This is a genomic window from Oceanicella sp. SM1341 (genome assembly GCF_003448965.1).
Classification (GTDB): domain Bacteria; phylum Pseudomonadota; class Alphaproteobacteria; order Rhodobacterales; family Rhodobacteraceae; genus Paroceanicella.
In genome coordinates, this window is record NZ_QRGC01000027.1 from 24,580 (window position 1) to 47,764 (window position 23,185).

General features: G+C 70.1%; 18 protein-coding genes. 17 read left to right on the forward strand and 1 reads right to left on the reverse strand.

Features of this window, described 5'->3' with window-relative positions:
• Positions 1-5: 5 nt before the first annotated feature.
• Complete coding sequence (locus tag D3P35_RS19945; protein WP_118137234.1) at positions 6-590, forward strand: GNAT family N-acetyltransferase; 585 nt, start codon at positions 6-8, stop codon at positions 588-590.
• Positions 591-1,179: 589 nt separating this feature from the next.
• On the opposite strand, the gene D3P35_RS19955 is transcribed toward D3P35_RS19945, so the two are convergent.
• Positions 1,180-2,592 carry a short-chain fatty acyl-CoA regulator family protein gene (locus D3P35_RS19955; protein ID WP_118137139.1) on the reverse strand — a complete coding sequence of 471 codons (1,413 nt, stop codon included), beginning with the start codon at positions 2,590-2,592 and terminating at the stop codon, positions 1,180-1,182.
• Positions 2,593-2,744: 152 nt separating this feature from the next.
• Between D3P35_RS19955 and D3P35_RS19960 the strand changes: the two genes are divergently transcribed.
• The 16 genes from D3P35_RS19960 (at position 2,745) to D3P35_RS20035 (ending at position 23,131) form a co-directional block, all read left to right on the forward strand.
• Positions 2,745-4,277 (forward strand): acyl-CoA carboxylase subunit beta, encoded by a 1,533-nt coding sequence (locus tag D3P35_RS19960; protein WP_118137141.1) that lies wholly within the window; start codon positions 2,745-2,747, stop codon positions 4,275-4,277.
• Between the two features lie 62 nt (positions 4,278-4,339).
• Positions 4,340-4,591, forward strand: a complete 252-nt coding sequence (locus tag D3P35_RS19965) for a Rho termination factor N-terminal domain-containing protein (RefSeq protein WP_118137143.1) — start codon at positions 4,340-4,342, stop codon at positions 4,589-4,591.
• Positions 4,592-4,609: 18 nt separating this feature from the next.
• Complete coding sequence (locus tag D3P35_RS19970; RefSeq protein ID WP_232830572.1) at positions 4,610-5,011, forward strand: RidA family protein; 402 nt, start codon at positions 4,610-4,612, stop codon at positions 5,009-5,011.
• Positions 5,008-5,547 (forward strand): hypothetical protein, encoded by a 540-nt coding sequence (locus D3P35_RS19975; RefSeq protein WP_118137145.1) that lies wholly within the window; start codon positions 5,008-5,010, stop codon positions 5,545-5,547. Before D3P35_RS19970 ends, D3P35_RS19975 begins: the two co-directional genes overlap by 4 nt.
• Positions 5,544-5,888, forward strand: coding sequence for a hypothetical protein (locus tag D3P35_RS19980; protein ID WP_118137147.1), 345 nt, complete (start codon positions 5,544-5,546; stop codon positions 5,886-5,888). Before D3P35_RS19975 ends, D3P35_RS19980 begins: the two co-directional genes overlap by 4 nt.
• Before the next feature lie 142 nt (positions 5,889-6,030).
• Entirely contained in the window at positions 6,031-6,273 is a 243-nt protein-coding gene (locus tag D3P35_RS19985) for a hypothetical protein (RefSeq protein WP_118137149.1), read from the forward strand.
• A gap of 120 nt (positions 6,274-6,393) precedes the next feature.
• Positions 6,394-8,391, forward strand: a complete 1,998-nt coding sequence (locus D3P35_RS19990; RefSeq protein WP_118137151.1) for an acetyl/propionyl/methylcrotonyl-CoA carboxylase subunit alpha — start codon at positions 6,394-6,396, stop codon at positions 8,389-8,391.
• A 178-nt stretch (positions 8,392-8,569) separates the two neighbouring features.
• A complete protein-coding gene (gene scpA, locus D3P35_RS19995) occupies positions 8,570-10,717 on the forward strand; it encodes a methylmalonyl-CoA mutase (RefSeq protein WP_118137153.1) in 2,148 nt (715 codons plus the stop codon).
• Positions 10,718-10,937: 220 nt separating this feature from the next.
• On the forward strand, positions 10,938-13,214 hold the full coding sequence (locus tag D3P35_RS20000) for an NADP-dependent malic enzyme (protein ID WP_118137155.1): 2,277 nt from the start codon (positions 10,938-10,940) through the stop codon (positions 13,212-13,214).
• A 105-nt stretch (positions 13,215-13,319) separates the two neighbouring features.
• Complete coding sequence (locus D3P35_RS20005) at positions 13,320-15,212, forward strand: propionyl-CoA synthetase (RefSeq protein ID WP_118137157.1); 1,893 nt, start codon at positions 13,320-13,322, stop codon at positions 15,210-15,212.
• Positions 15,213-15,430: 218 nt separating this feature from the next.
• The gene (locus D3P35_RS20010) at positions 15,431-15,946 is read left to right on the forward strand and encodes a molybdopterin-dependent oxidoreductase (protein ID WP_118137159.1); all 516 of its coding nucleotides are present in this window, start codon (positions 15,431-15,433) and stop codon (positions 15,944-15,946) included.
• Positions 15,943-17,589 (forward strand): HAMP domain-containing sensor histidine kinase, encoded by a 1,647-nt coding sequence (locus tag D3P35_RS20015; RefSeq protein ID WP_118137161.1) that lies wholly within the window; start codon positions 15,943-15,945, stop codon positions 17,587-17,589. Before D3P35_RS20010 ends, D3P35_RS20015 begins: the two co-directional genes overlap by 4 nt.
• A 154-nt stretch (positions 17,590-17,743) precedes the next feature.
• Entirely contained in the window at positions 17,744-19,366 is a 1,623-nt protein-coding gene (locus tag D3P35_RS20020) for a response regulator (RefSeq protein WP_118137163.1), read from the forward strand.
• Between the two features lie 7 nt (positions 19,367-19,373).
• Complete coding sequence (locus D3P35_RS20025; protein WP_118137165.1) at positions 19,374-20,879, forward strand: sigma-54 dependent transcriptional regulator; 1,506 nt, start codon at positions 19,374-19,376, stop codon at positions 20,877-20,879.
• Positions 20,880-21,020: 141 nt separating this feature from the next.
• A complete protein-coding gene (locus D3P35_RS20030; protein WP_232830573.1) occupies positions 21,021-22,013 on the forward strand; it encodes a BMP family protein in 993 nt (330 codons plus the stop codon).
• A 140-nt stretch (positions 22,014-22,153) separates the two neighbouring features.
• Positions 22,154-23,131, forward strand: a complete 978-nt coding sequence (locus D3P35_RS20035; RefSeq protein WP_118137167.1) for a BMP family protein — start codon at positions 22,154-22,156, stop codon at positions 23,129-23,131.
• Positions 23,132-23,185 lie beyond the last annotated feature (54 nt).

Below are 23,185 nucleotides of genomic sequence, written 5' to 3' on the forward strand. Positions count from 1 at the left end.
TGGGGCTGCTCCGACAGGCTCCGCAGGTCCGTATCCCCACGGCACGGCTCGTGCTGCGGCCCCCGCGGCGCGAGGATCACCACCCCTGGGCGGCGCTGCGCCGCGACGGGCATGATTTCCTCGCCCGCTGGGAGCCGGTGCGCGCCGCCGACCATCTCTCGCCCCAGGCCTTCCGCAACCGGGTGGCCTGGGCAAAACGCGCCATCGAGACCGAACGCGCCGTGCCGCTGTTCCTGATCCGCAAGGACGACGGCGCGCTGGTGGGCGCCATCACCCTCGACAACATCCGCCGCGGCCCGGCCCAGGCCGCCACGGTGGGCTACTGGGTGGGCGCGCCCTACGCCCGGCAGGGCTACATGTCCGAGGCGCTGGAGGCGGTGGTGGCCCATGCCTTCGCGCGCATGGACCTCTCGCGCATCGAGGCCGCCTGCCTGCCGGAAAACGCCCCCTCGCGCGGGCTGCTCGAACGCGTCGGCTTCAAGTACGAGGGCGTGGCCCAGAGCTACCTGCAGATCAACGGCCGCTGGCGCACCCACGTGCTCTACGCCACCCTGCGCCGCGACCGCCGGGGCCCCACCGACGTGGGTTGACAGCTGTCAACTCGCGGGTTGACGCCGCGTGGCTGCCGCCCGCGTGGCTTCCGAAGCCGAAGCCGAAGCCGAAGCCGAAGCCGAAGCCGAAGCCGAAGCCGAAGCGCACTGCAGCCCGGGCAATCCGGCTCCATCCCCGGGTGGGGCGGGCGAGCGTATCACGGGCCAGCCACCCTCGTCGGAGTGGGACGCGGGAATGGCTCCGGAATCGCAGGGAGGTGTGGAGGCTTGCACGGCGTCCCTCCCTCCGAAGGCGGGATCCACTGGTGCGCTCCGGGCTGAGGCCGACACCCGAGCCTCGAACCACGGGTCGGGCAGGGAGGCCTCCCGCCCCTCCGTTGACACCCGCGCTGCGCGCGACTGTCGCCTCCGCGTTGGGCCACGCCGGCCTGCGATGCAGGCCGGCGCCCGCGCGGGGTGGCGGCTGGTCTGCCCGATTGCCGCCGTCCCATGGTTACCCCCGATGCTCCAGGGTGCCGCTGGTGGCGGAGGGCCGCAGGGCCCTTCGCCACGCGGGCCGAGCTGCGGGGGCCGCGAGGCCCCCTCGGCGAGGAGCGCGTTGCTCCCCCGCAGGCCATCCCGCGCGCCCTCAGGACTGGGTCTCGATGCCGTAGGGCAGGGTGTCGCGCCGGTCGGGGTCGATGCGCAGGGGTTTTTCCAGCGGCGGCACGGCGCGCTGGTGGCAGTCGGTGCGGTCGCAGATCCGGCAGGAGATGCCGATGGGCTCGAAGGCGGTGGCGTTGGTGATGTCGAGATCGTCGGCGTAGACGAGCGCCTCGGCGTGGGTGATCTCGCAGCCGAGGCAGATGGCGAAGCGCTGGCGCGGGGCGCGGAAGCGGCCGCCGGGCTTGGTGATCTCGCGGGCGAGGCAGAGGTAGCGCGCGCCGTCCGGTGTCTCGGCGAGCTGGCGCAGGAAGCGGCCCGGCGTCTCGAAGGCCTGGTGCACGTTCCACAGCGGGCAGGCGCCGCCGTAGCGGGCGAACTGCAGCTTCGTCGCGGAGTGGCGCTTGGTGATCGTGCCGGCCTGGTCGACGCGCACGAAGAAGAACGGCACCCCCTTCGCCCCCGGCCGCTGCAGGGTGGAGAGCCGGTGCGCCACCTGCTCGAGCGAGGCGCCGAAGCGCTCGGCCAGCACCTCGAGGTCGTGCCGCTCCTGCCGCGCCGCGGCGAGGAAGCGGCGGTAGGGCAGCAGGGCGGCGCCGGCGAAATAGTTCGCAAGCCCGATGCGGCAGATGGCGCGGGCCTCCGACGTGCGGAAGCGGGCGAGGTCGAGCGTGGCGTCGAGCAGGTCGCCATGCTCGAGCAGCGCCACCTGGTGGGCGAGCTGGAAGGCGAGCGTCGGCGCCGGCGCGCGGGCCGAGAGATGCAGCACCCGGGCGGCGGCATCGTAGTGGCGCAAGGGGCCGGAAGCCTCGCGCCGGGTTTCCACCCCGCGCTCGGCGAGCCAGGCGATGCCGTTTTCCAGCTGGCCCGCGCCGGTCATCCCCGCGCGCTCGGAGAAGCGCTCGGCGGCATGGTCGACCGCGTCGATGTAGTTGTCGCAATAGTGGAAGAAGTCGCGCACCTCCTCCCAGGGCTGGGGCAGGAGGGCGCTGTCGCCGCGCCCCAGCGCCTCGTCGAGCGAGGCGAGGCGCTCGCGGCTCTCGCGGTGGGCGGCGTGCAGGTTGAGCACCGCGCGGGCCAGCATCGGCGCGTTGGAGGCGATCAGCTGCAGCTCGGCCATCGGCGGCGAGGGGCCGAAGACCGGGTCGGCCAGCGCCTCGCGCAGGTCGGCGGTCATGCGGGCGGCCTCGCCGGCGCGCAGGGTGGAGAGGTCGAAGGCGAACTCGCGCGCCAGCGCAAGCACCACCGCGGCCGAGACCGGGCGGTGATTGTTCTCCATCTGGTTGAGATAGGAGAGCGATACGCCTAACCTCTGCGCAAAGGCCCTCTGGGTGAGGCCCGATGCGGTGCGCGTCTCGCGCAGCTGGACACCGGCATAGAGTTTCTGGTCGCGCTGCATCTCTGCCCTCCCGGGAGGCTTCGCAAGTTCGCAATTCGCAGTCTGCCTGGTTTGTAAACTACGCAACTTCGCCAATCAACGCTCCACACCCGCGCGCACCGGCGCTATGGTCGCGCGGAACGAGACGGCCCAGGTCCCGGGAGGACACGCTTATGAAGGACATCCTCGAAGAGCTCGAAGCCCGGCGCGCAGACGCCCGCGCGGGCGGCGGTGAGAAGCGCATCGCCGCCCAGCATGCGAAGGGCAAGCTCACCGCGCGCGAGCGGCTCGACCTGCTGCTCGACGAGGGCTCCTTCGAAGAATTCGACATGTTCGTCACCCATCGCTGCACCGATTTCGGCATGCAGGACACCCGGATGTCCGGCGACGGGGTGGTGACCGGCTGGGGCACGATCAACGGCCGCATGGTCTATGTGTTCAGCCAGGATTTCACCGTGTTCGGCGGCTCGCTGTCCGAAACCCACGCCCAGAAGATCTGCAAGATCATGGACATGGCGGTGCAGAACGGCGCCCCGGTGATCGGGCTCAACGATTCGGGCGGCGCGCGCATCCAGGAAGGCGTCGCCTCCCTCGCCGGCTACGCGGACGTGTTCCAGAAGAACGTGCTCGCCTCCGGCGTGGTGCCGCAGATCTCGGTGATCATGGGCCCCTGCGCGGGCGGGGCGGTCTATTCCCCCGCGATGACCGACTTCATCTTCATGGTGCGCGATTCGTCCTACATGTTCGTCACCGGCCCGGACGTGGTGAAGACGGTGACCAACGAGATCGTCACCGCCGAGGAGCTGGGCGGCGCGCGCACCCACACCGTGAAGAGCTCGGTGGCCGACGGCGCCTTCGAGAACGACGTGGAGGCGCTGATCGAGGTGCGCCGCCTGGTCGACCTGCTGCCGCTCAACAACCGCGAGAAACCCCCGGTGCGGCCGTTCTTCGACGACCCCGCCCGGGTGGAGAACAGCCTCGACACCCTGGTGCCCGACAACGCCAACCAGCCCTACGACATGAAGGAGCTGATCCTGAAGGTGGCCGACGAGGGCGATTTCTACGAGATCCAGGCCGAGTTCGCGAAGAACATCATCACCGGCTTCATCCGGCTGGAAGGCTCGACCGTGGGCGTGGTGGCGAACCAGCCGATGGTGCTGGCCGGCTGCCTCGACATCGACAGCTCGCGCAAGGCCGCGCGCTTCGTGCGCTTCTGCGACGCCTTCGAGATCCCGATCCTCACCTTCGTCGACGTGCCGGGCTTCCTGCCGGGCACGGGGCAGGAATATGGCGGCGTGATCAAGCACGGCGCGAAGCTCCTGTTCGCCTATGGCGAGGCCACGGTGCCGAAGGTGACCGTGATCACCCGCAAGGCCTATGGCGGCGCCTATGACGTGATGGCCTCCAAGCACCTGCGCGGCGATTTCAACTATGCCTGGCCCACGGCCGAGATCGCGGTGATGGGCGCCAAGGGCGCGGTGGAGATCCTCTACCGCTCCGAGCTGGGCGACCCGGAGAAGATCGCCGCGCGCACGGCCGAGTATGAGGAACGCTTTGCAAACCCCTTTGTTGCCGCGGAAAAAGGTTTCATCGACGAGGTGATCATGCCGCATTCCACGCGGCGGCGCGTCTCGCGTGCCTTTGCCTCGTTGCGGGGCAAGAAGCTCACGAACCCCTGGAAGAAGCACGACAACATCCCGCTCTGAGGGGCGAACCCGGCCGGCCTTTCGCGCGTTCGGGGGATATCCCCCGAGCAGAGGAGGCCGGAATGACCCGGAACCACGGACCGTCCGTGAAGGACGACGAGACCTACGAGGCGCTGCGCAAGGAGGGCGCCTCGCGCGAGAAGGCGGCGCGGATTGCCAATTCGGGCAAGGCTGCGTCGAAGCGGGGCGGCAAGGCGCCGCCCTACGAGGACTGGACCAGGGACGACCTCTACGACCGGGCCCGCGAGATCGGCCTGGAGGGGCGTTCGAAGATGACGAAGGACGAGCTGATCGATGCATTGCGCAGCGGTTGACACCCGGCGGAGGGCCTTGTGAGCGGGGCGACGATCTTCCACCTGCTGCCGCAGGGCCCGCGCCCCGTGGCGCCGTTCAGCCACGCGGTGGAGGCCGCGGGCTGGGTGGTGCTCACCGGCCAGATGCCCACCGACCCCGAGGCGCCCGACGCGCCCCTGCCGGAGGGCATCGCCGCCCAGACCGAGCGGGTGATGCGCAACCTCGAGATCGTGCTCAAGGGCGTGGGGCTGGGGCTGGAGCACGTGGTGCAATGCCGCTGCTACCTCACCCGGTTCGACCGCGATTATGCCGAATTCAACGAGACTTACGAGACGTTCTTCGCGCCCGGCCGCCTGCCGGCCCGCACCACTGTGGGGGTGAGCGGCCTGGCCGTGGGCGCGCTTGTGGAGATCGACTGTCTCGCCCGGAGGCCGGAATGACCGACTGGGTGATGCGCCATGACGGGCCACGCACCTGCCACGCCGCGCGCGGGGCGGAGCGGGCCGATTTCGCGGCCCGGGCCGAATGGCCGGTGCGGCTCGACGGCGATGCCGAGCGCTTCCGCACGGCCGTGGCCCGGCAGGTGCGCCAGGACCTGTGGCGCGCGCTGTCCCGGGTGCGGGGCTTTTCGCCGGTGGTGACGGTGGAGACCGAGGAGCGGCCCGGGGGCGAGGCCCTGCTGAGGCTCGGCGCGGGCGGTGCGCTGCGCGCCGGCGGCCCGGTCTCGGCGGCTTGGGAGGCGCGGGCGGCCGAGCTCCTCTCCGACACCGGGCTGCGCGCCCGCTGGACCATGCATGCCCACCGCCGCGCTTGCGCGGCTGCTGAAAAGGTACGCGCCGGCGCGGCGACTGAAAAGGAATGCGCGGGCGAGGCTATTGGAACAGAACGTGCCGGCGCGGCGGTACAGGAAAGCGGCGCGGACGTGGCCCTGCAGGCAGATCGCGCCGGCGCGGCCGGAAGGGAGATCGCGACATGATCAAGCACCGCGGGTTTCCCGGCCGGCAGCCGGGCACGGACATGCAGTTCGTCATCCGCCGCGCCTCGCCGAAGCCGACCGAGCTGAAGGCGCGCGAGCGCTTCCGTGACCGTCGCCCGGCGGACCGGGAGGCGGACGAGTATTTCCTCGCCGCCCTCATCGAGCATTTCGGCGACGAGCCCTTCGAGCGCGGCAATCTCGACGCCGGCCGGCTGAGCTGGCTGCTGGGGCGCGAGGTGGTGACGGTCGAGCCCTTCGACCCCACCTCCTACGAGGCGCTGCTGCGGGTCGACCTCGACGCGGTGGCGAAGAGCTTCCCGCACCTGGCGGAGCAGGCGTGATGACGCCCCGCAAACGCTTTCGTGATCGCGCCCGTGGCGCCCTGCCGCAGGGGGCGACGGAACGAACCGCGTGCTTCGTACGTTCTTGTGTCGAAGAGGTCGCCCTGCGGCCGGTTCGAGATCACGAGAGAGGAGAAGTTCCATGCGTGTTTCCGTCATCGCCCTTCTGGCCGCGTCTGCTTTCGGCCTCGCGGCCTGTGGTTCCGGCTCGGGTGACCGTGCCGTGTCCGGCGCCGGCATCGGCGCGCTCGTGGGTGGCGCGGGCTCCGCGATCACCGGCGGTTCGGTCGCGACGGGTGCTGCCGTGGGCGCAGGTGCCGGTGCGGTCGCCGGCGCTGTCACCGACGAGGACGACGTCAACCTGGGCAAGCCCCTCTGGCGCTGAGCGCCGGCCTTCGGGCCTGAGAGATACACGAGGCCCCTGCGCGCCGCGCGGGGGCTTTCGCGTGTCCGCACATCGGCTTGCCCCCACCAATACCATTTCCGAGAGACTGGAAGGGCAGCCATGTTCAAGAAGATCCTGATCGCCAATCGGGGCGAAATCGCGTGCCGGGTGATCAAGACGGCGCGGCGCATGGGCATCAAGACGGTCGCGGTCTATTCCGACGCCGACCGTCATGCCCTGCATGTCGCCATGGCCGACGAGGCGGTGCATATCGGCCCGCCGCCGGCCAACCAGTCCTACATCGTGATCGACAAGATCCTCGATGCGGTGAAGGCCACCGGCGCCGAGGCGGTGCACCCGGGCTATGGCTTCCTCTCCGAGCGGGCCGAGTTTGCCGAGGCGCTGGCGAAGGCCGGTGTCGCCTTCATCGGGCCGCCGGTGGGCGCCATCGAGGCGATGGGTGACAAGATCACCTCGAAGAAGCTCGCGGCCGAGGCCGGGGTGTCGACCGTGCCGGGCTACATGGGGCTGATCGCCGACGCCGAGGAGGCGGTGAAGATCTCCGGTGAGATCGGCTATCCGGTGATGATCAAGGCCTCGGCGGGGGGCGGCGGCAAGGGCATGCGCATCGCCTGGAACGACGCCGAGGCGCGGGAGGGCTTCCAGCTCTCGCGCAACGAGGCGAAGGCGTCGTTCGGCGATGACCGGATCTTCATCGAGAAATTCGTCACCCAGCCGCGGCACATCGAGATCCAGGTGCTGGGCGACCAGCACGGCAACTGCATCTACCTCGGCGAGCGGGAATGCTCCATCCAGCGGCGCAACCAGAAGGTCATCGAGGAGGCGCCGAGCCCGTTCCTCGACGAGGCCACCCGCCGCGCGATGGGCGAGCAGGCCGTGGCGCTCGCGAAGGCGGTGGACTATTGCTCCGCCGGCACGGTGGAGTTCATCGTCGATGGCAGCCGCAACTTCTACTTCCTTGAAATGAATACACGTTTGCAGGTGGAGCACCCGGTGACGGAGCTGATCACCGGCATCGACCTGGTGGAGCAGATGATCCGCGTCGCCTATGGCGAGACGCTCTCGCTGCGCCAGGAAGACGTGACGCTGACCGGCTGGGCGATGGAGAGCCGGCTCTATGCCGAGGACCCGTATCGCAACTTCCTGCCCTCAATCGGCCGGCTCACCCGCTACCGCCCGCCCGAGGAGGTGGCCACCGGAACGCATGCCGTGCGCAACGACACCGGCGTGTTCGAGGGCGGCGAGATCTCGATGTACTACGACCCGATGATCGCCAAGCTCTGCACCTGGGGCCCGGACCGGCCCGCCGCCATCGAGGGCATGCGCAACGCGCTCGACGGGTTCGAGGTGGAGGGGATCGGGCACAACCTGCCGTTCCTCGCCGCGGTGATGGACCACCCGCGCTTCGTCTCCGGCGAGATCACCACCGCCTTCATCGCCGAGGAATACCCGGAGGGTTTCGGCGGCGCGGAGCTGCCCGGGGCGGAGCTTGACCGGCTGGCGGCCCTCGCGGCCGTGATGCACCGGCGGGCGGAGGCGCGTGCGGCGCAGATCTCGGGTGCGATGCGCAACCACCGCCGCGTGGTGCGCCCGGATGCCGTGGTGCTGATGGGCGGCCGGCGGTTCGACGTGTCGGTGAGCGAGACCAACGGCGTGAGCGACGTGACGGTGAACGGCGCGGTGCTGGCCATCGAGACCGGCTGGCAGCCCGGCGAGACGCTGGTGCGCGCGAAGGTGAACGGCACCCCGCTGATCGTGAAGTTCGACGCCGTGACCGGGGCGATGCGCATGCGCTTCCGCGGCGCCGACCTCACGGTGCGGGTGATGACGCCGCGCGCCGCCGAGCTTGCGGCGCTGATGCCCGAGAAGCTGCCGCCCGACACCTCGAAGCTGCTGCTCTGCCCGATGCCCGGGCTGGTGGTGTCCATCGCGGTGGCGGAGGGCGACGAGGTGCAGGAGGGCCAGGCGCTCTGCACCGTGGAGGCGATGAAGATGGAGAACGTGCTGCGCGCCGAGCGTGCCGGCGTGGTCTCGAAGATCAATGCCGCCCCGGGCGCGAGCCTCGCGGTCGATGACGTGATCATGGAATTCGCCTGAATTCCGCGTGGGCCCCGAGGGCCCCGATGCATGGGCCCGGAGGGCCCCGATACGTGGCCCCCGAGGGGCACCGATACTCAGGCCCGGAGGGCGGCGCACCGCCCCCGGGCACACCGGGAGAGCCCTCCCGGGGGGAGGACAAGCGGTCCGCCGAGGACCCGGCAAGGGAGACGCAACGATGACCGACAAGCTCGACGCCTGGCGTGCGCTGGCCGAGAAGGAACTCAAGGGCCGGCCTCTCGACGATCTCACCTGGAACACCGTGGAGGGGATCGCGGTGAAGCCGCTCTACACCGCGGACGACCTCGAGGGGCTGAGCCATCTCGACAGCCTGCCGGGGATGGAGCCCTTCACCCGCGGCCCCCGCGCCACGATGTATGCCGGCCGCCCCTGGACCATCCGCCAGTATGCCGGTTTCTCCACCGCCGAGGAGAGCAACGCCTTCTACCGGCGCAACCTCGCGGCCGGGCAGAAGGGCCTCTCGGTGGCCTTCGACCTCGCCACCCACCGCGGCTACGACAGCGACCACCCGCGCGTGGTGGGCGACGTGGGCAAGGCGGGCGTGGCCATCGACTCGGTCGAGGACATGAAGATCCTCTTCGACGGCATCCCGCTGAAGGAAATGTCGGTCTCGATGACGATGAACGGCGCCGTGATCCCCATCCTCGCGAGCTTCATCGTGGCGGGCGAGGAGCAGGGTGCGAGCCGCGCCGAGCTTTCCGGCACCATCCAGAACGACATCCTCAAGGAGTTCATGGTCCGCAACACCTACATCTACCCGCCCGAGCCCTCGATGCGGATCGTCTCCGACATCATCGGCTTCACGGCGCGAGAGATGCCGCGGTTCAACTCCATCTCGATCTCCGGCTACCACATGCAGGAGGCGGGTGCCACGCTGGTGCAGGAGCTGGCCTTCACGCTCGCGGACGGGCGCGAATACGTGAAGGCGGCCATCGCCAGCGGCATGGACGTGGACGCCTTTGCCGGCCGGCTGAGCTTCTTCTTCGCCATCGGGATGAACTTCTTCATGGAGGCGGCGAAGCTGCGCGCCGCCCGCCTGCTCTGGGCCCGGATCATGGACGGGTTCGGCGCGAAGAAGCCCGGCTCGAAGATGCTGCGCACCCATTGCCAGACCTCCGGCGTGAGCCTGCAGGAGCAGGACCCCTACAACAACGTGATCCGCACCGCCTACGAGGCGATGTCGGCCGCGCTCGGTGGCACGCAGAGCCTGCACACCAACGCGCTCGACGAGGCGATCGCGCTGCCCACCGAGTTTTCCGCCCGCATCGCGCGCAACACCCAGCTCATCCTCCAGGAGGAGACCGGCATCTGCAACGTGGTCGACCCGCTGGCCGGCTCCTACTACGTGGAGAAGCTCACCGCCGATCTCGCCGAGGCCGCCTGGGCGCTGATGGAGGAGGTGGAGGCCATGGGGGGCATGACGAAGGCCGTCGCCTCCGGCATGCCCAAGCTCAGGATCGAGGAGAGTGCCGCCCGCCGGCAGGCCGCGGTGGACCGGGGCGACGAGGTGATCGTGGGGGTGAACAAGTACCGCCCCGCGAAGCCCGACCCGATCGAGATCCTCGACGTCGACAATGTCGCGGTGCGCGAGGCGCAGGTGGCCCGGCTGAAGCGCATCCGCGACAGCCGCGACCAGCCGGCCTGCGACGCAGCCCTTGCCGCGCTGGAGGAGGTGGCGCGCTTGGGGCAGGGCAACCTGCTGGAGGCGGCGGTGGAGGCCGCGCGGGCGCGGGCCACCGTGGGCGAGATCTCGGATGCGATGGAGCGGGTGTTCGGCCGTCACCGCGCCGAGGTGAAGACGCTCGCCGGGGTGTATGGCGCTGCCTACGAGGGCGACGCCGATTTCGAGGCGATCCAGAAGGACATCGAGGGTTTCGCCGAGGAGGAGGGCCGCCGCCCGCGCATGCTGGTGGTCAAGATGGGCCAGGACGGGCATGACCGCGGCGCCAAGGTGATCGCCACCGCCTTCGCCGACATCGGCTTCGACGTGGACGTGGGCCCGCTGTTCCAGACGCCGGAGGAAGCCGCGCAGGACGCGATCGACAACGACGTGCACGTGGTGGGCATCTCCTCGCTCGCCGCGGGCCACAAGACGCTGGCGCCGAAGATGATCGAGGCGCTGCGCGAAGCGGGGGCGGAGGACATCATCGTGATCTGCGGCGGGGTGATCCCCAGCCAGGATTACGAGTTCCTGCGCAAGGCCGGGGTGAAGGCGATCTTCGGGCCGGGCACGAACATTCCGCAGGCGGCGCGCGACATCCTCGCGCTGGTGCGCGAGGCCCGCACCCGCGCCGCCGCGGAGTGATACGCCATGCCGGCACGGGGCCGCGCCGGGGTGGTCGTCGGGCCGGCAGCGCCGGCAGCCGTGGCGGGGAAATGCCGTCGCGCCCCCGCGGCCTGGCGGGGACGTGATGTCAGCCCCGGGGAATGGATCTGCGATGCTGGCGCGTGGCCGGCATGGGGTGTAAGAGGCATTCGGCCCGGCGGCAGGCCCGGGAGACGTCAAGGATGATGGGGCAGAGCACATGACTGACGACAAGATCGACGCCACGCGCAAGGCGGCGCTGGACTACCACGAGTTCCCGCGCCCCGGGAAGCTGGAGATCCGGGCCACCAAGCCGCTCGCCACCCAGCGTGACCTGTCGCGTGCCTACAGCCCCGGCGTGGCCGAGGCCTGTCTCGCCATCAAGGAGGACGTGGCCAATTCCGCGCGCTACACCTCGCGGGCCAATCTCGTGGCCGTGGTGTCCAACGGCTCGGCCGTGCTCGGCCTCGGCAACATCGGTGCGGCCGCCTCCAAGCCGGTGATGGAGGGCAAGGCCGTGCTCTTCAAGAAATTCGCCAACATCGACTGTTTCGACATCGAGGTGAACGAGACCGACCCGGAGAAGCTGGCCGAGATCGTCACCGCGCTCGAGCCCACCTTCGGCGCCGTGAACCTCGAGGACATCAAGGCGCCGGACTGTTTCGTGGTCGAGAAGCTCTGCCGCGAGCGCATGAACATCCCCGTGTTCCACGACGACCAGCACGGCACCGCCATCGTGGTGGGGGCCGCGGCCACCAACGCGCTCGAGGTCTCGGGCAAGGCCTTCGGCGAGATCAAGGTGGTCTCCACCGGCGGCGGGGCGGCGGGCATCGCCTGCCTCAACATGCTGCTCTCGCTGGGCGTGAAGCGCGAGAACGTCTTCCTGTGCGACCTGCACGGCCTCGTCCACGAGGGCCGCGAGGAGGACATGACCCCGCAGAAGGCCGCCTTCGCCCAGCCCGGCGGGCCGGCCACCCTGGGCGAGGTGATCGAGGGCGCCGACCTGTTCCTCGGCCTCTCCGGCCCCAACGTGCTCAAGCAGGAGATGGTGGCGCGCATGGCCCCGCGCCCGATCATCTTCGCGCTGGCCAACCCCAGCCCCGAGATCATGCCCGAGCTCGCCCGCGCCGTGGCGCCCGAGGCGCTCATCGCCACCGGCCGCTCGGATTATCCCAACCAGGTCAACAACGTCCTGTGCTTCCCCTTCATCTTCCGCGGCGCGCTCGACGTGGGCGCCACCGAGATCAACGAGGAGATGAAGATCGCCTGCGTGCGCGCCATCGCCAAGCTCGCCCGCTCCACCACCTCCGCCGAGACCGCCGCGGTCTACGAGGGCGAGCGCATGGTGTTCGGCCCGGATTACCTGATCCCCAAGCCGTTTGACCGCCGGCTGCTCTCCATCGTCGCCTGTGCCGTGGCCGAGGCCGCGATGGCCACCGGTGTCGCCACCCGCCCGGTGGACATGGACGAGTACCGCGCGCGCCTCGAGGGCTCGGTCTACCGCTCCTCGCTGATCATGAAATCGGTGATGGAGGCGGCCCGCACCGCCTCGCGCCGGCTGATCTTCGCCGAGGGCGAGGACGAGCGCATCCTGCGCGCCACCCAGGCGCTGCTGGAGGAGGGGGTGGACACGCCCATCCTCGTCGGCCGCCCGGAGGTGATGGAGAGCCGCTGCGAGCGCTTCGGCCTCACCGTGCGCCCGGGGCGCGACTTCGAGATCATGAACCCCCAGGACGACCCGCGCTACCGCGCCTACTGGGAGACCTACTTCAACCTCATGCAGCGCCGCGGCGTGACCCCCGCGCTGGCCCAGGCCATCATGCGCACCAACACCACCGCCATCGCCGCGGTGGCCGTGCACCGGGGCGACGCGGACAGCATGATCTGCGGCACCTTCGGCCAGTACCTGTGGCACCTGCGCTACATCGACGACGTGCTGGGCCGTGACGGGCTCACCCAGATCGGCGCGCTCTCGCTGGTGCTGCTGGAGAGCGGGGCCTATTTCATCGCCGACACGCATGTGAACCCGGAGCCCACGGCGGCGCAGATCGCCGAGATCACCATCGCCGCGGCGCGCCATGTCCGCCGCTTCGGGCTGGAGCCGAAGATCGCGCTGTGCTCGCACTCGCAGTTCGGCAACCTCGACACCGGCACCGGCCCGCGCATGCGCGAGGCGCTCGCCATCCTCGACAGCGCGCCGCGCAATTTCATGTACGAGGGCGAGATGCATTCCGACACAGCACTCGACCCCACCCTGCGCGAGCGCATCTTCCCCAACTCCCGGCTGGAGGGGGCGGCGAACGTGCTGGTCTTCGCCAATGCCGACGCCGCCAGCGCCTCGCGCAACGTGCTCAAGATGCTGGCCGGCGGGCTGGAAGTGGGCCCGATCCTGATGGGGATGGGCAACAAGGCGCATATCGTGACCTCCTCGATCACCACGCGGGGGCTCATCAACATCGCGGCGCTGGCCGGCACACCCGTGCAGCATTACGGCTGAGCGCGCTTCAGCGGCCGAGGCCCCGAAGAGGGCCCGGCCGGTCACCTGATGCACACCCGTGGCGCGTGCCCGTGCGCGCCGCGGACACAGGGAGGAAGAACGGCAATGAGCTACAAGGCTGTCCATGACGCCTGGAAGGCGGACCCGGAGGGCTTCTGGCTGCGCGAGGCGGGCAGGGTGGACTGGGACGTGCCCCCCGAGCGCGCGCTCGACGCAAGCCGCGCCCCGCTCTACGAGTGGTTTCCCGGGGCCGAGGCCAACACCTGCTGGAACGCGGTGGACCGGCACGTGGAGGCCGGGCACGGCGACCGCATCGCCATCATCCATGACAGCCCGGTCACCGGCAGCGTGAGCCGCATCACCTATGCCGAGCTGCGCGACCGCGTCGCGCGGCTGGCCGGCGCGCTCGCCGCGCGCGGCATCGGCCGGGGCGACCGGGTGATCATCTACATGCCCATGGTGCCCGAGGCGCTGGAGGCGATGCTGGCCTGCGCGCGCCTCGGGGCGGTGCATTCGGTGGTCTTCGGCGGCTTCGCGGCGCATGAGCTCGCGGTGCGGATCGACGATTTCACCCCGAAGGCCATCCTCTCCGCCTCCTGCGGCATCGAGCCGGGGCGCGTGGTGCCCTACGGCCCGCTGCTCGACGATGCGATCTCCCAGGCCCGCCACGCCCCGGAGTTCTGCGTGATCCTCGAGCGGCCGCAGGCGCAGGTGGCGCTGGTGCCGGGGCGGGATGTGGAATGGGGCGCGTTCGTGGCCGGCGCCGAGCCCGCGCCCTGCGTGCCCGTGCCCGCGACCGACCCGCTCTACGTGCTCTACACCTCCGGCACCACCGGCCAGCCCAAGGGCGTGGTGCGCCCCTCGGGCGGGCACATGGTGGCGCTGCACTGGACGATGGAGAACATCTACGGAATGCGCCCGGGCGACGTGTTCTGGGCCGCCTCCGACGTGGGCTGGGTGGTGGGGCACAGCTACATCTGCTACGGGCCGCTGCTGATGGGCTGCACCACGGTGGTCTTCGAGGGCAAGCCCGTGGGCACGCCCGATGCCGCCACCTTCTGGCGGGTGATCCGCGATCATGGCGTGCGCGCCTTCTTCACCGCCCCCACCGCCTTCCGCGCCATCAAGCGCGAGGACCCGAAGGGCGAGATGATCGCGGGCTACGACACCTCCTGCCTGCAGGCGCTGTTCCTCGCCGGCGAGCGCGCCGACCCGGACACGATCGAATGGGCGGCGAAGGTGCTCGGCGTGCCGGTGATCGACCACTGGTGGCAGACCGAGACCGGCTGGGCCATCGCCGCGAACCCGATGGGCATCGAGGCGCTGCCGGTGAAGCTCGGCTCGCCCACCGTGGCCATGCCGGGCTACGACATCCGCATCCTCGACGAGGGCGGCCACGAGGTGCCGCGCGGCACGCTGGGCGCCGTGGCGGTGAAGCTGCCGCTGCCGCCGGGCACGCTCTCCACCCTGTGGAACGCCGAGGAGCGCTTCGTGAAATCCTACCTCGGCCATTTCCCCGGGTATTACGAGACGGGGGATGCCGGCTATGTCGACGAGGAGGGCTATGTCTACATCATGGCCCGCACCGATGACGTGATCAACGTGGCGGGGCACCGGCTCTCCACCGGAGCGATGGAGGAGGTGCTGGCGGCGCATCCGGACGTGGCGGAATGCGCGGTGATCGGCATCGCCGATGCGCTGAAGGGCCAGCTGCCCATGGGCTTTGTCTGCCTCAATCGGGGGTGCAATCGCGAGCATTCCGAGGTCATTCGCGAATGCATTGCCATGGTGCGCGACCAGATCGGCCCGGTGGCGGCCTTCAAGCTCACCGTGGTGGTGGAGCGGCTGCCCAAGACCCGCTCGGGCAAGATCCTGCGCGCCACCATGGTGCGGCTGGCGAACGGCGAGGCCTTCCGCACGCCCGCGACCATCGACGACCCCGCCGTGCTCGACGAAATCCGTGCCAATCTCTCCGAGATCGGCTATCCGGCGCGCTGACGCGCCGGCAACCGGAGCATACCGCAGCCCGTCACGCGCCACCCGCGTGACGGGCTTGTCATTTTCCGGTGTCAGAACATCTCTCGGCCAGATTGCATTGCATATTGCAAACGGTTCCGGGTCGGACATTGCATAATGCGATTTTCCGGTCATGTTTTGCCCCGGAACGGCAGGCGCGGTTCTTGCTTGGAGTCGGGCGAGGCAAAGGAGAAGTACAGATGACCAACGCTTTCCCCCCTGTTCTGCGCATCGGCCTGCGGGCGATCGCGATCATCACCGCGCTGGCGGCGATGCCGGGGGGTGCGGCGCTGGCACAGGAAACCATGCTGACCCTGTCGAACGCGAATCTTCCCGCCGGCAGCAACACGGTGATGCTCGACGAACAGGCGCTGGAGGACATGCCGCAGCGGACCCTGAACACCACCAACGAGTTCGTCGACGGCAAGACCGATTTCACCGGGCCGCTGGCGCGCGACGTCATCAGCCTGATCGGCCGCGGCAGCGCCACGAGGGTGCGCCTCACCGCGGTGAACGACTACACGGTGGAGGTCGACCTCGCCGAATTCGAACAATACGATGTCATTTTCGCCCTTGCGATGAACGGCGAGCGCCTGTCCCTCCGGGACAAGGGGCCCATCTGGGTGATCTACCCGATGGATGACCATGCCGAATTGCAGGATCCTTCGTACAACAACCGCCTGATCTGGCAGCTGGTGAAAGTTGAACTGAAGTGAAAGCGCATGGATGGATCACGAGAGGGCTGGCGCTTGTCGTCATCCTGAGCATCGCCGGGCTGGCGGGCATGGGCCTGCACGCCTTCCGCAAGGACCTCAGCGCCCTGCAGCGGGCCACCAAGGAGACCATCCTGTGGTCTGCCGCCCAGCTCGAGTTCGAGATGGCGCGGTTCACCCAGGCGCTGGCCGAATACGCCGCGGACGCGCCGGACATGTCGGCCCAGACGGTCAACAACCGCTTCGACGTGCTGTGGAGCCGTGTCGCCACCTTCAAGACCGGTGACGTGGGCCGCCGCCTCTCCGAGTACGATGCGCAGAGCCAGGCCGTGGAGGCGCTGTTCGAGGACATGAAGGCGGTGGAGCCGCGCGTCGTCGGCCTGCGTGACAGCGGCGCCCCGGCGGCACTGGCGATGATCCCGATCTTCCAGGCCCATGTCGAGCCGCTGCGCCAGCTCACCCTCTCGGTGCTGCACGGCGAGGAGAGCAAGGCCGCCGAGATGCGCGACAACGTGCGTGCCAGCGCGCAGATGACCGCCATCCTCAGCTTCGCCGCCGTGGTGCTGAGCATCCTCGGCATGATCGTGCTCGCGGTGGAGGTGCGCCGGTTCCGCAGGCTCGCGGCCAGCAATCTCGCCCTCGCCGAGGACGCGGAGCGCGCCAACCTGGCGAAATCCCGCTTCCTCGCGATGATGAGCCATGAGCTGCGCACGCCCATGAACGGCGTGCTGGGCCTGCTCGCGCTCGCCAAGCAGCCCGGCCTGCCGCGCTCGCAGCTGCGCCTCATCGAGCAGGCCGAGCATTCGGGCCGCCAGATGATCGGCATGCTGGCCGACATCCTCGATTTCTCCGCCATCCAGGACGACCGGCTGGAGCTGCAGCCCGGGCCCTTCGCCCCGGTCGACCTTGCCCGCGAGGTGCAGGGCATGTCCGACCCGGTGGCGCGGCGCGAGGGCACGCCGCTCGCCGTCGCGACCGACGGCGACTGCCCGCGCGAGGTGGTGGGCGACCTGCCGCGCATGCGTCAGGCGCTCTCGCATCTCGTGGCCTACGTGCTCAGCAACGCCGGCGCGCATGACCTGCGGCTCGACCTCTCCTATGCCCGCGGCAACCTCGTCTCGGTGCTCTCCTTCAGCTACGGCGCGGGCGGCGCCACCTGGCGGCCCGAGCTCATCCTCGGCGCGCCGGAGCGCGGGGCGGACCAGTTCGCCTCCGACGCCCTCGGCCCCGCGGTGGCGCGCATGCTGGTGGAGCGCATGGGCGGCGAGATCTCGCTCGAGAGCATCGGCGACGAGCGCATCGCCGTGGTGGTGCGCATCCCCGCCGAGGCCGTGGTGCGCGACGAGACCTGCGTGCGGCTCGAGACCCGCTCCGCCGCGCTCGGCATGATCGCGCGCTCCTTCCTCAAGGGGCCGGACATCCTGTTCCACGAGGACGGCATGTCCCGCCCGGCGGACATCGTGTTCATCGAGGCGGGCGGCGAGGAGGAGCAGATCCAGCTCGCCATCGCCCGCCGCGCCTTCCCCGAGGCCCGGATCATCGGCCTCGGCCGGCCCGGCAGCTTCGAGGGGTTCGACGATTACGTCGACCTGCCGCTGAAACCCGGTGCCCTGCAGTACTGGGTGAGCACGCGCATCGCCTCCTGAGCCGCCGGGTCCTCCGGCGCGGGGGAGGGGAATCCCCCCTCCCCGGGCTTTCGTATACCGAAAACCTTTGGAAGGGATTTCCCGTTCTGGTAGGAAAGTGATGTGATCCATTGCGTTCGGTTGCATCCTGCGCAGTTCAACGGAGTCCGGATTCTTGGCCGATACGACGACGACCTCGGCACTCACGCCTGAGCAGCTTACCGGCACCGGGGCCGCGCGCTACTTCGCGATGCTGGCCCATGACATGCGCACCGCGATCGGCGGAATCACCGGCAGCCTGGCGCTGATCGATGCGCGCGGCCTCGACGAGGACACCCGCAGCAAGATCGACCGGGCCACGGAATCGGCAGACCTGCTGGTGCGGCTGCTCGAGGGCGCGCTCGACGTGGCCGAGATGGACGCGCCCCCCAATATCGCCGCGGTCGAGCTCGCCGGCATCTTGCGCAGCCAGAGCCGGATGTGGACCGCGGAGGCCACCCGCAAGGGCCTGAAGCTCGACATCTCCTTCGACATCACCGCCCCCGAGGTGCTGGTCGTCGATGCCACGCGCCTCGGCCGGGTGCTGTCCAACCTGGTGGGCAACGCGGTGAAGTTCACCGACGAGGGCTTCGTGAGCCTGCGCGCCAGCACCGACGAGAGCGGCGCCCCGGTGTTCGAGATCACCGATGCCGGGCCGGGCCTGCCGGAGGAGCTGGGCAACCGGCTGTTCCAGGCCTACGGCCGCCCCGAGCGCCCCACCAAGCCGGGCACCGGGCTGGGCCTGCACATCGCCAGCAGCCTGGTGATGCAGATGGGCGGCACCATCAGCCTGAAGAACCGCACCGATGCGCGGGGCTGCGTGGCCCGGGTGGTGCTGCCGGTCGAGACCGCCTCCGCCGAGCCCGCCGCGCAGGAGGAGCAGGGCGGCGGCTCGGCCCCGGTGCCGCTGCGCCGCAGCCTCGCCGCCGTGCCCCTGCATGGCGAGGGCGAGGAGCGCCTCTCCGGCCCCAAGCTGCCCGACCTGGGCGGGCTGCGCATCCTGATGGCCGAGGACAACCTCACCAACCAGCTCGTGGCCGGGCAGATGCTGCAGTCGATGAACGCCGAGGTGACCGTGGCCTCCGACGGCGCCGAGGCGCTGGAGCTGCTCGACCAGAAGCCCTTCGACCTGCTGCTGGTGGACATCGAGATGCCCCGGGTCTCCGGGCTCGACGTCATCCGCCACGTGCGCGGGCTCGACGACCCGCGCGCCCGCCTGCCGCTGATCGCGCTCACCGCCTACGCCATGCGCGAGCACCGCGAGAAGATCGCCGCCGCCGGGGCCGACGGGCTGATCGCCAAGCCGATCATGGGCATCAGCGAGTTCGGTCTCGAGATCCTGCGCCTGCTCGGTCGGCCGATGCCGCAGGAGCAGTCCGCCGCAGCCACGGCCCGCCCGGAGGCCGGGGTGGAGGATGCGGTGGTCGATCGCGGGGTGTTCGACGCCCTCGCCGAAACCATCGGGCCCGACGGCATGCACGAGCTGCTCACCAAGGTGCAGGAGGACCTGGAGCGCGTGGCCGCCGGCATCACCGAGGGCATCCGCACCCGCGACGCGGGCACGGTGCGCGCGCGCACCCATATCCTCATTTCCGTCGCCGGCGCCGTGGGGGCGAGCGGGGTGCAGCACCTCGCCGAGGAGCTCAACTCCGCCGCGCACCGCGACGACTGGGAAACCATTTCCGACCTCGGCACCCGCGCCGTGGGCAGCATCACCGACCTGATCGACTTCGTCGCAGGCCAGCGCGCGCCCGGGTGACGCGAGGATGACCGAGGCCGGCGCGCTGCTCCTGATCGAGGACACACCTTCCCTGTCGATGGTCTACCAGACCATCCTGCGCAATGCCGGATTCGAGGTGACCACCGCCTTCACCGCCGCCGACGGCATGGCCGGCTACGACGCGGGCGGCAACCGGGTGGTGCTGCTCGACCTCATGCTGCCGGACGCGGACGGGCTCGACGTGCTGCGCCACATCTCGGCCAGCGGCAAGGACAGCAAGGTGATCGTGATCACCGCCAACGGCTCGATCAACCGCGCGGTGGAGGCGATGCGCGAGGGCGCCTTCGACTTCCTGGTGAAACCCTTCGACGACCGCCGCCTGCTCTCGGCCGTGCACAACGCGCGCGAGGCCACCACCAGCCCCGCGCCCGCTCCCGACAGCGCGCCCGAGGGCGGCCGCCGCGGCCTCGGCTTCGAGGGCTTCGTGGGCTCCTCGCCCACCATGCACCAGATCTACGAGACCGTGGGCAACATCGGCCGCTCCACCGCCACCGTGTTCATCACCGGCGAGAGCGGCACCGGCAAGGAGGTCTGCGCCCAGGCCATCCACAACGTCTCCACCCGGCGCAAGGGCCCGTTCGTGCCGCTCAACTGCGGCGCCATCCCGCGGGACCTGCTGGAATCGGAAGTGTTCGGCCACCTGCGCGGCTCCTTCACCGGCGCCATCGCCGACAAGCAGGGCGCCGCGGCCATGGCCGACGGCGGCACGCTGTTCCTCGACGAGGTCTGCGAGATGGACCTCGCGCTGCAGACCAAGCTGCTGCGCTTCCTGCAGACCTCGATGATCCAGCCGGTGGGCGCGGTGCGCCAGCGCAAGGTCGACGTGCGCATCGTCTGCGCCACCAACCGAGACCCCGCCGAGGAAGTGCGCGCCGGCCGCTTCCGCGAGGACCTGTTCTACCGCCTGCACGTGGTGCCCATCCACCTGCCGCCGCTGCGCGAGCGCGGCGAGGACGTGAACGAGATCGCGCAGCGCAGCCTCGTCGAGTTCGCGCGCGAGGAGGGGCGGAGTTTCCTGCGGCTCTCGCCCCGGGTGCGGGAGATCTTCCGCGCGCTGCCCTGGCCGGGCAACGTGCGCCAGCTGCTCAACGTGATGCGCAACATCGTGGTGCTCAACGACGGCACCGAGGTGCTGCCGGAGATGCTGCCGCCCGAACTGCGGCTGCAGAGCATGCCGCGCGCCTTCCCGGCGGCGGAGCCCGCGGCGCCGGCCTGGCAGGGCGGCTCGGAGGGCGGGCAGCGCCCGGGCGCGCCGGGGCAGGGCGGCCGGCAGGCCGTATCCTTCGAGGCGGAGCCCGCACCCGCCGCGGGCGGGCCGGAGGAGGCGATCGGCGCGCTGGTGGGCATGTCGCTCGCCGAGCTGGAGCGCGAGTTCATCGAGGCCACCATCGCCTCCTGCGCCGGGTCCATCCCGCGCGCCGCGCGCATGCTCGACGTCTCGCCCTCCACCCTCTACCGCAAGCGCGAGGGCTGGGCGCGCTCGGGGTCCTGAGCGCGCGGGGCTTTTTCGGCCGGTCAAAAAACAGTCTTGCCAAGCCGTCGGAATTCATGCGCCATTTCGTTACAAGGTGACTCCCGCTACAGGGAGCGCGGAACTGCCCGCACCCGGGCGCCGAGACAGGAGAGATCAGACATGCTTCGCAAACTCATGCTGGCCGCGGTGGCGGGCCTTGTCGCCGCCGCGGCCCAGGCGGCGGACTTCAAGCCGGCCGTCGTCTACGACCTCGGCGGAAAGTTCGACAAGAGTTTCAACGAGGCCGCGTATACCGGTGCCGAGAAGTTCAGGGAGGACACCGGCATCGAGTATCGCGATTTCGAGATCCAGAACGACGCGCAGCGCGAGCAGGCCCTGCGCCGCTTCGCCCAGCAGGGCTACAGCCCGATCCTCGCCATCGGCTTCTCGCAGGCCGCCGCGGTGGAGAAGGTGGCGGAGGAATACCCCGACACCCAGTTCGGCATCGTCGACATGGTGGTGGAAAAGCCCAACGTGCGCTCGATCCTGTTCAAGGAACACGAGGGCTCCTACCTCGTGGGCGTGATGGCCGCGATGGCGAGCGAGACCGGCAAGGTGGGCTTCGTGGGCGGCATGGACATCCCGCTCATCCGCAAGTTCGCCTGCGGCTACGTGGGCGGCGTGAAATCGGTCAACCCCGACGCCGAGGTGTTCGAGAACATGACCGGTGACACCGGTGCGGCCTGGAACGACCCGAGCAAGGGCGCCGAGCTCGCCCGCAGCCAGATGGACCGCGGCGCGGACGTGATCTACCACGCGGCCGGCGGCACCGGCATCGGCGTGCTGAACGCGGTGTCGGACGCGGGCAAGCTGGGCATCGGGGTGGACTCGAACCAGAACGCCCTGCACCCGGGCCACATCCTCACCTCCATGCTCAAGCGCGTCGACCAGGCCGTCTACGCCGCGTTCGAGGACGCGCAGGCCGGCAACTACTCCACCGGTTTCGACGTGCTGGGCCTCGCCGAAGGCGGCGTGGGCTACGCGATGGACGACAACAACGCCGAGCTGGTGACCCCCGAGATGCAGGCCGCGGTGGACGAGGCCGCGCAGAAGATCATCTCCGGCGAGGTCGAGGTGCACGACTACATGGCCGACAGCACCTGCCCCTACTGAGGGCAGGATTGCCTGAAAATGCGGCGCGGGTCCCCCCGGGGGCCCGCGTTTTTCGTGTCCGGGCCGCTTTTGCGTTGATCTTTGCCGCCGAACATACACCATCTGGTCAAAATCCCTCCGCCAGCCGCCCGGGAGCCCGCATGAGATCTGCCCTCGCCGCCCTCGGCCTCGCGCTTCTTGCGCAGCCACCCGCGCCTGCCGTCGCCGAGCCCGCGCTCGTCTACTCCGTGGGCGGCAAGTTCGATGCCTCCTTCAACGAGAGCGCCTGGATCGGCGCCGAGGCCTGGAAGGCGCAGACCGGCGGCAGCTACGGCGAGTTCGAGATCGACAGCCCCGCGCAATCCGAGCAGGCGCTGCGCAACTTCGCCCGCAAGGGGTTCTCGCCCGTGGTCGCCATCGGCTTCATGCATGCCGACGCGCTGGCCCGCGTGGCGCCGGACTATCCGGACACCGAGTTCGCCATCATCGACATGGTGGTCGAGGCGCCCAACGTGCAGTCGGTGGTCTACCGCGAGCAGGAGGGCGCCTATGTGGTGGGCGTGATGGCGGCACTGGCGAGCGAGACCGGGAAGATCGGCTTCGTGGGCGGCATGGACATCCCGCTGATCCGCCGCTTCGCCTGCGGCTACGCGCAGGGCGTGGCCTCGGTGGCGGAGGAGGACGAGGTGTTCGTGGCCGTCACCGGCGACACGCCCGCTGCCTGGGCCGACCCCGCGCGGGGCGCCGAGCTGGCCCGCGCCCAGATCGACCGCGGCGCCGACGTGGTGATGCAGGCCGCCGGCGGCACCGGCACCGGGGTGCTGCAGGCGGTGGCGGATGCCGGCGTGCTCGGCATCGGCACGGATTCCAACCAGAACGGGCTGCACCCGGGCCACGTCCTCACCTCCATGCTCAAGCGGGTGGACGTGGCGGTGCTGCAGGCCTTCTCCGCCTGGCGGCCCGGCGTGACCAGCCTCGGCCTCGCCGAGGGCGGGGTGGCCTATGCGATGGACGCGCACAACGCGGCGCTGGTGACCCCGGAGATCGAGGCCGCGGCGAAGCGCGCTGTGGCGCAGATCACCTCCGGCGAGGTGAAGGTGATCGACAGTGCCGAGCCCGGCGGCTGCCCCTTCCTGTGAGGCCCGGGAGGCGGCGTTCCGCAGCGTCAGGGAAACCGCGCCGCGGGAGGGGGC

Coding starts and splice junctions, on each gene's coding strand:
- D3P35_RS20035 (WP_118137167.1), top strand. CDS start 22,154: ATGAGATCTGCCCTCGCCGCCCTCGGCCTCGCGCTTCTTGCGCAGCCA.
- D3P35_RS19980 (WP_118137147.1), top strand. CDS start 5,544: ATGATCAAGCACCGCGGGTTTCCCGGCCGGCAGCCGGGCACGGACATG.
- scpA (WP_118137153.1), top strand. CDS start 8,570: ATGACCGACAAGCTCGACGCCTGGCGTGCGCTGGCCGAGAAGGAACTC.
- D3P35_RS20005 (WP_118137157.1), top strand. CDS start 13,320: ATGAGCTACAAGGCTGTCCATGACGCCTGGAAGGCGGACCCGGAGGGC.
- D3P35_RS20010 (WP_118137159.1), top strand. CDS start 15,431: ATGACCAACGCTTTCCCCCCTGTTCTGCGCATCGGCCTGCGGGCGATC.
- D3P35_RS19990 (WP_118137151.1), top strand. CDS start 6,394: ATGTTCAAGAAGATCCTGATCGCCAATCGGGGCGAAATCGCGTGCCGG.
- D3P35_RS19965 (WP_118137143.1), top strand. CDS start 4,340: ATGACCCGGAACCACGGACCGTCCGTGAAGGACGACGAGACCTACGAG.
- D3P35_RS19955 (WP_118137139.1), bottom strand. CDS start 2,592: ATGCAGCGCGACCAGAAACTCTATGCCGGTGTCCAGCTGCGCGAGACG.
- D3P35_RS19985 (WP_118137149.1), top strand. CDS start 6,031: ATGCGTGTTTCCGTCATCGCCCTTCTGGCCGCGTCTGCTTTCGGCCTC.
- D3P35_RS20030 (WP_232830573.1), top strand. CDS start 21,021: ATGCTTCGCAAACTCATGCTGGCCGCGGTGGCGGGCCTTGTCGCCGCC.
- D3P35_RS20025 (WP_118137165.1), top strand. CDS start 19,374: ATGACCGAGGCCGGCGCGCTGCTCCTGATCGAGGACACACCTTCCCTG.
- D3P35_RS19975 (WP_118137145.1), top strand. CDS start 5,008: ATGACCGACTGGGTGATGCGCCATGACGGGCCACGCACCTGCCACGCC.
- D3P35_RS20000 (WP_118137155.1), top strand. CDS start 10,938: ATGACTGACGACAAGATCGACGCCACGCGCAAGGCGGCGCTGGACTAC.
- D3P35_RS19960 (WP_118137141.1), top strand. CDS start 2,745: ATGAAGGACATCCTCGAAGAGCTCGAAGCCCGGCGCGCAGACGCCCGC.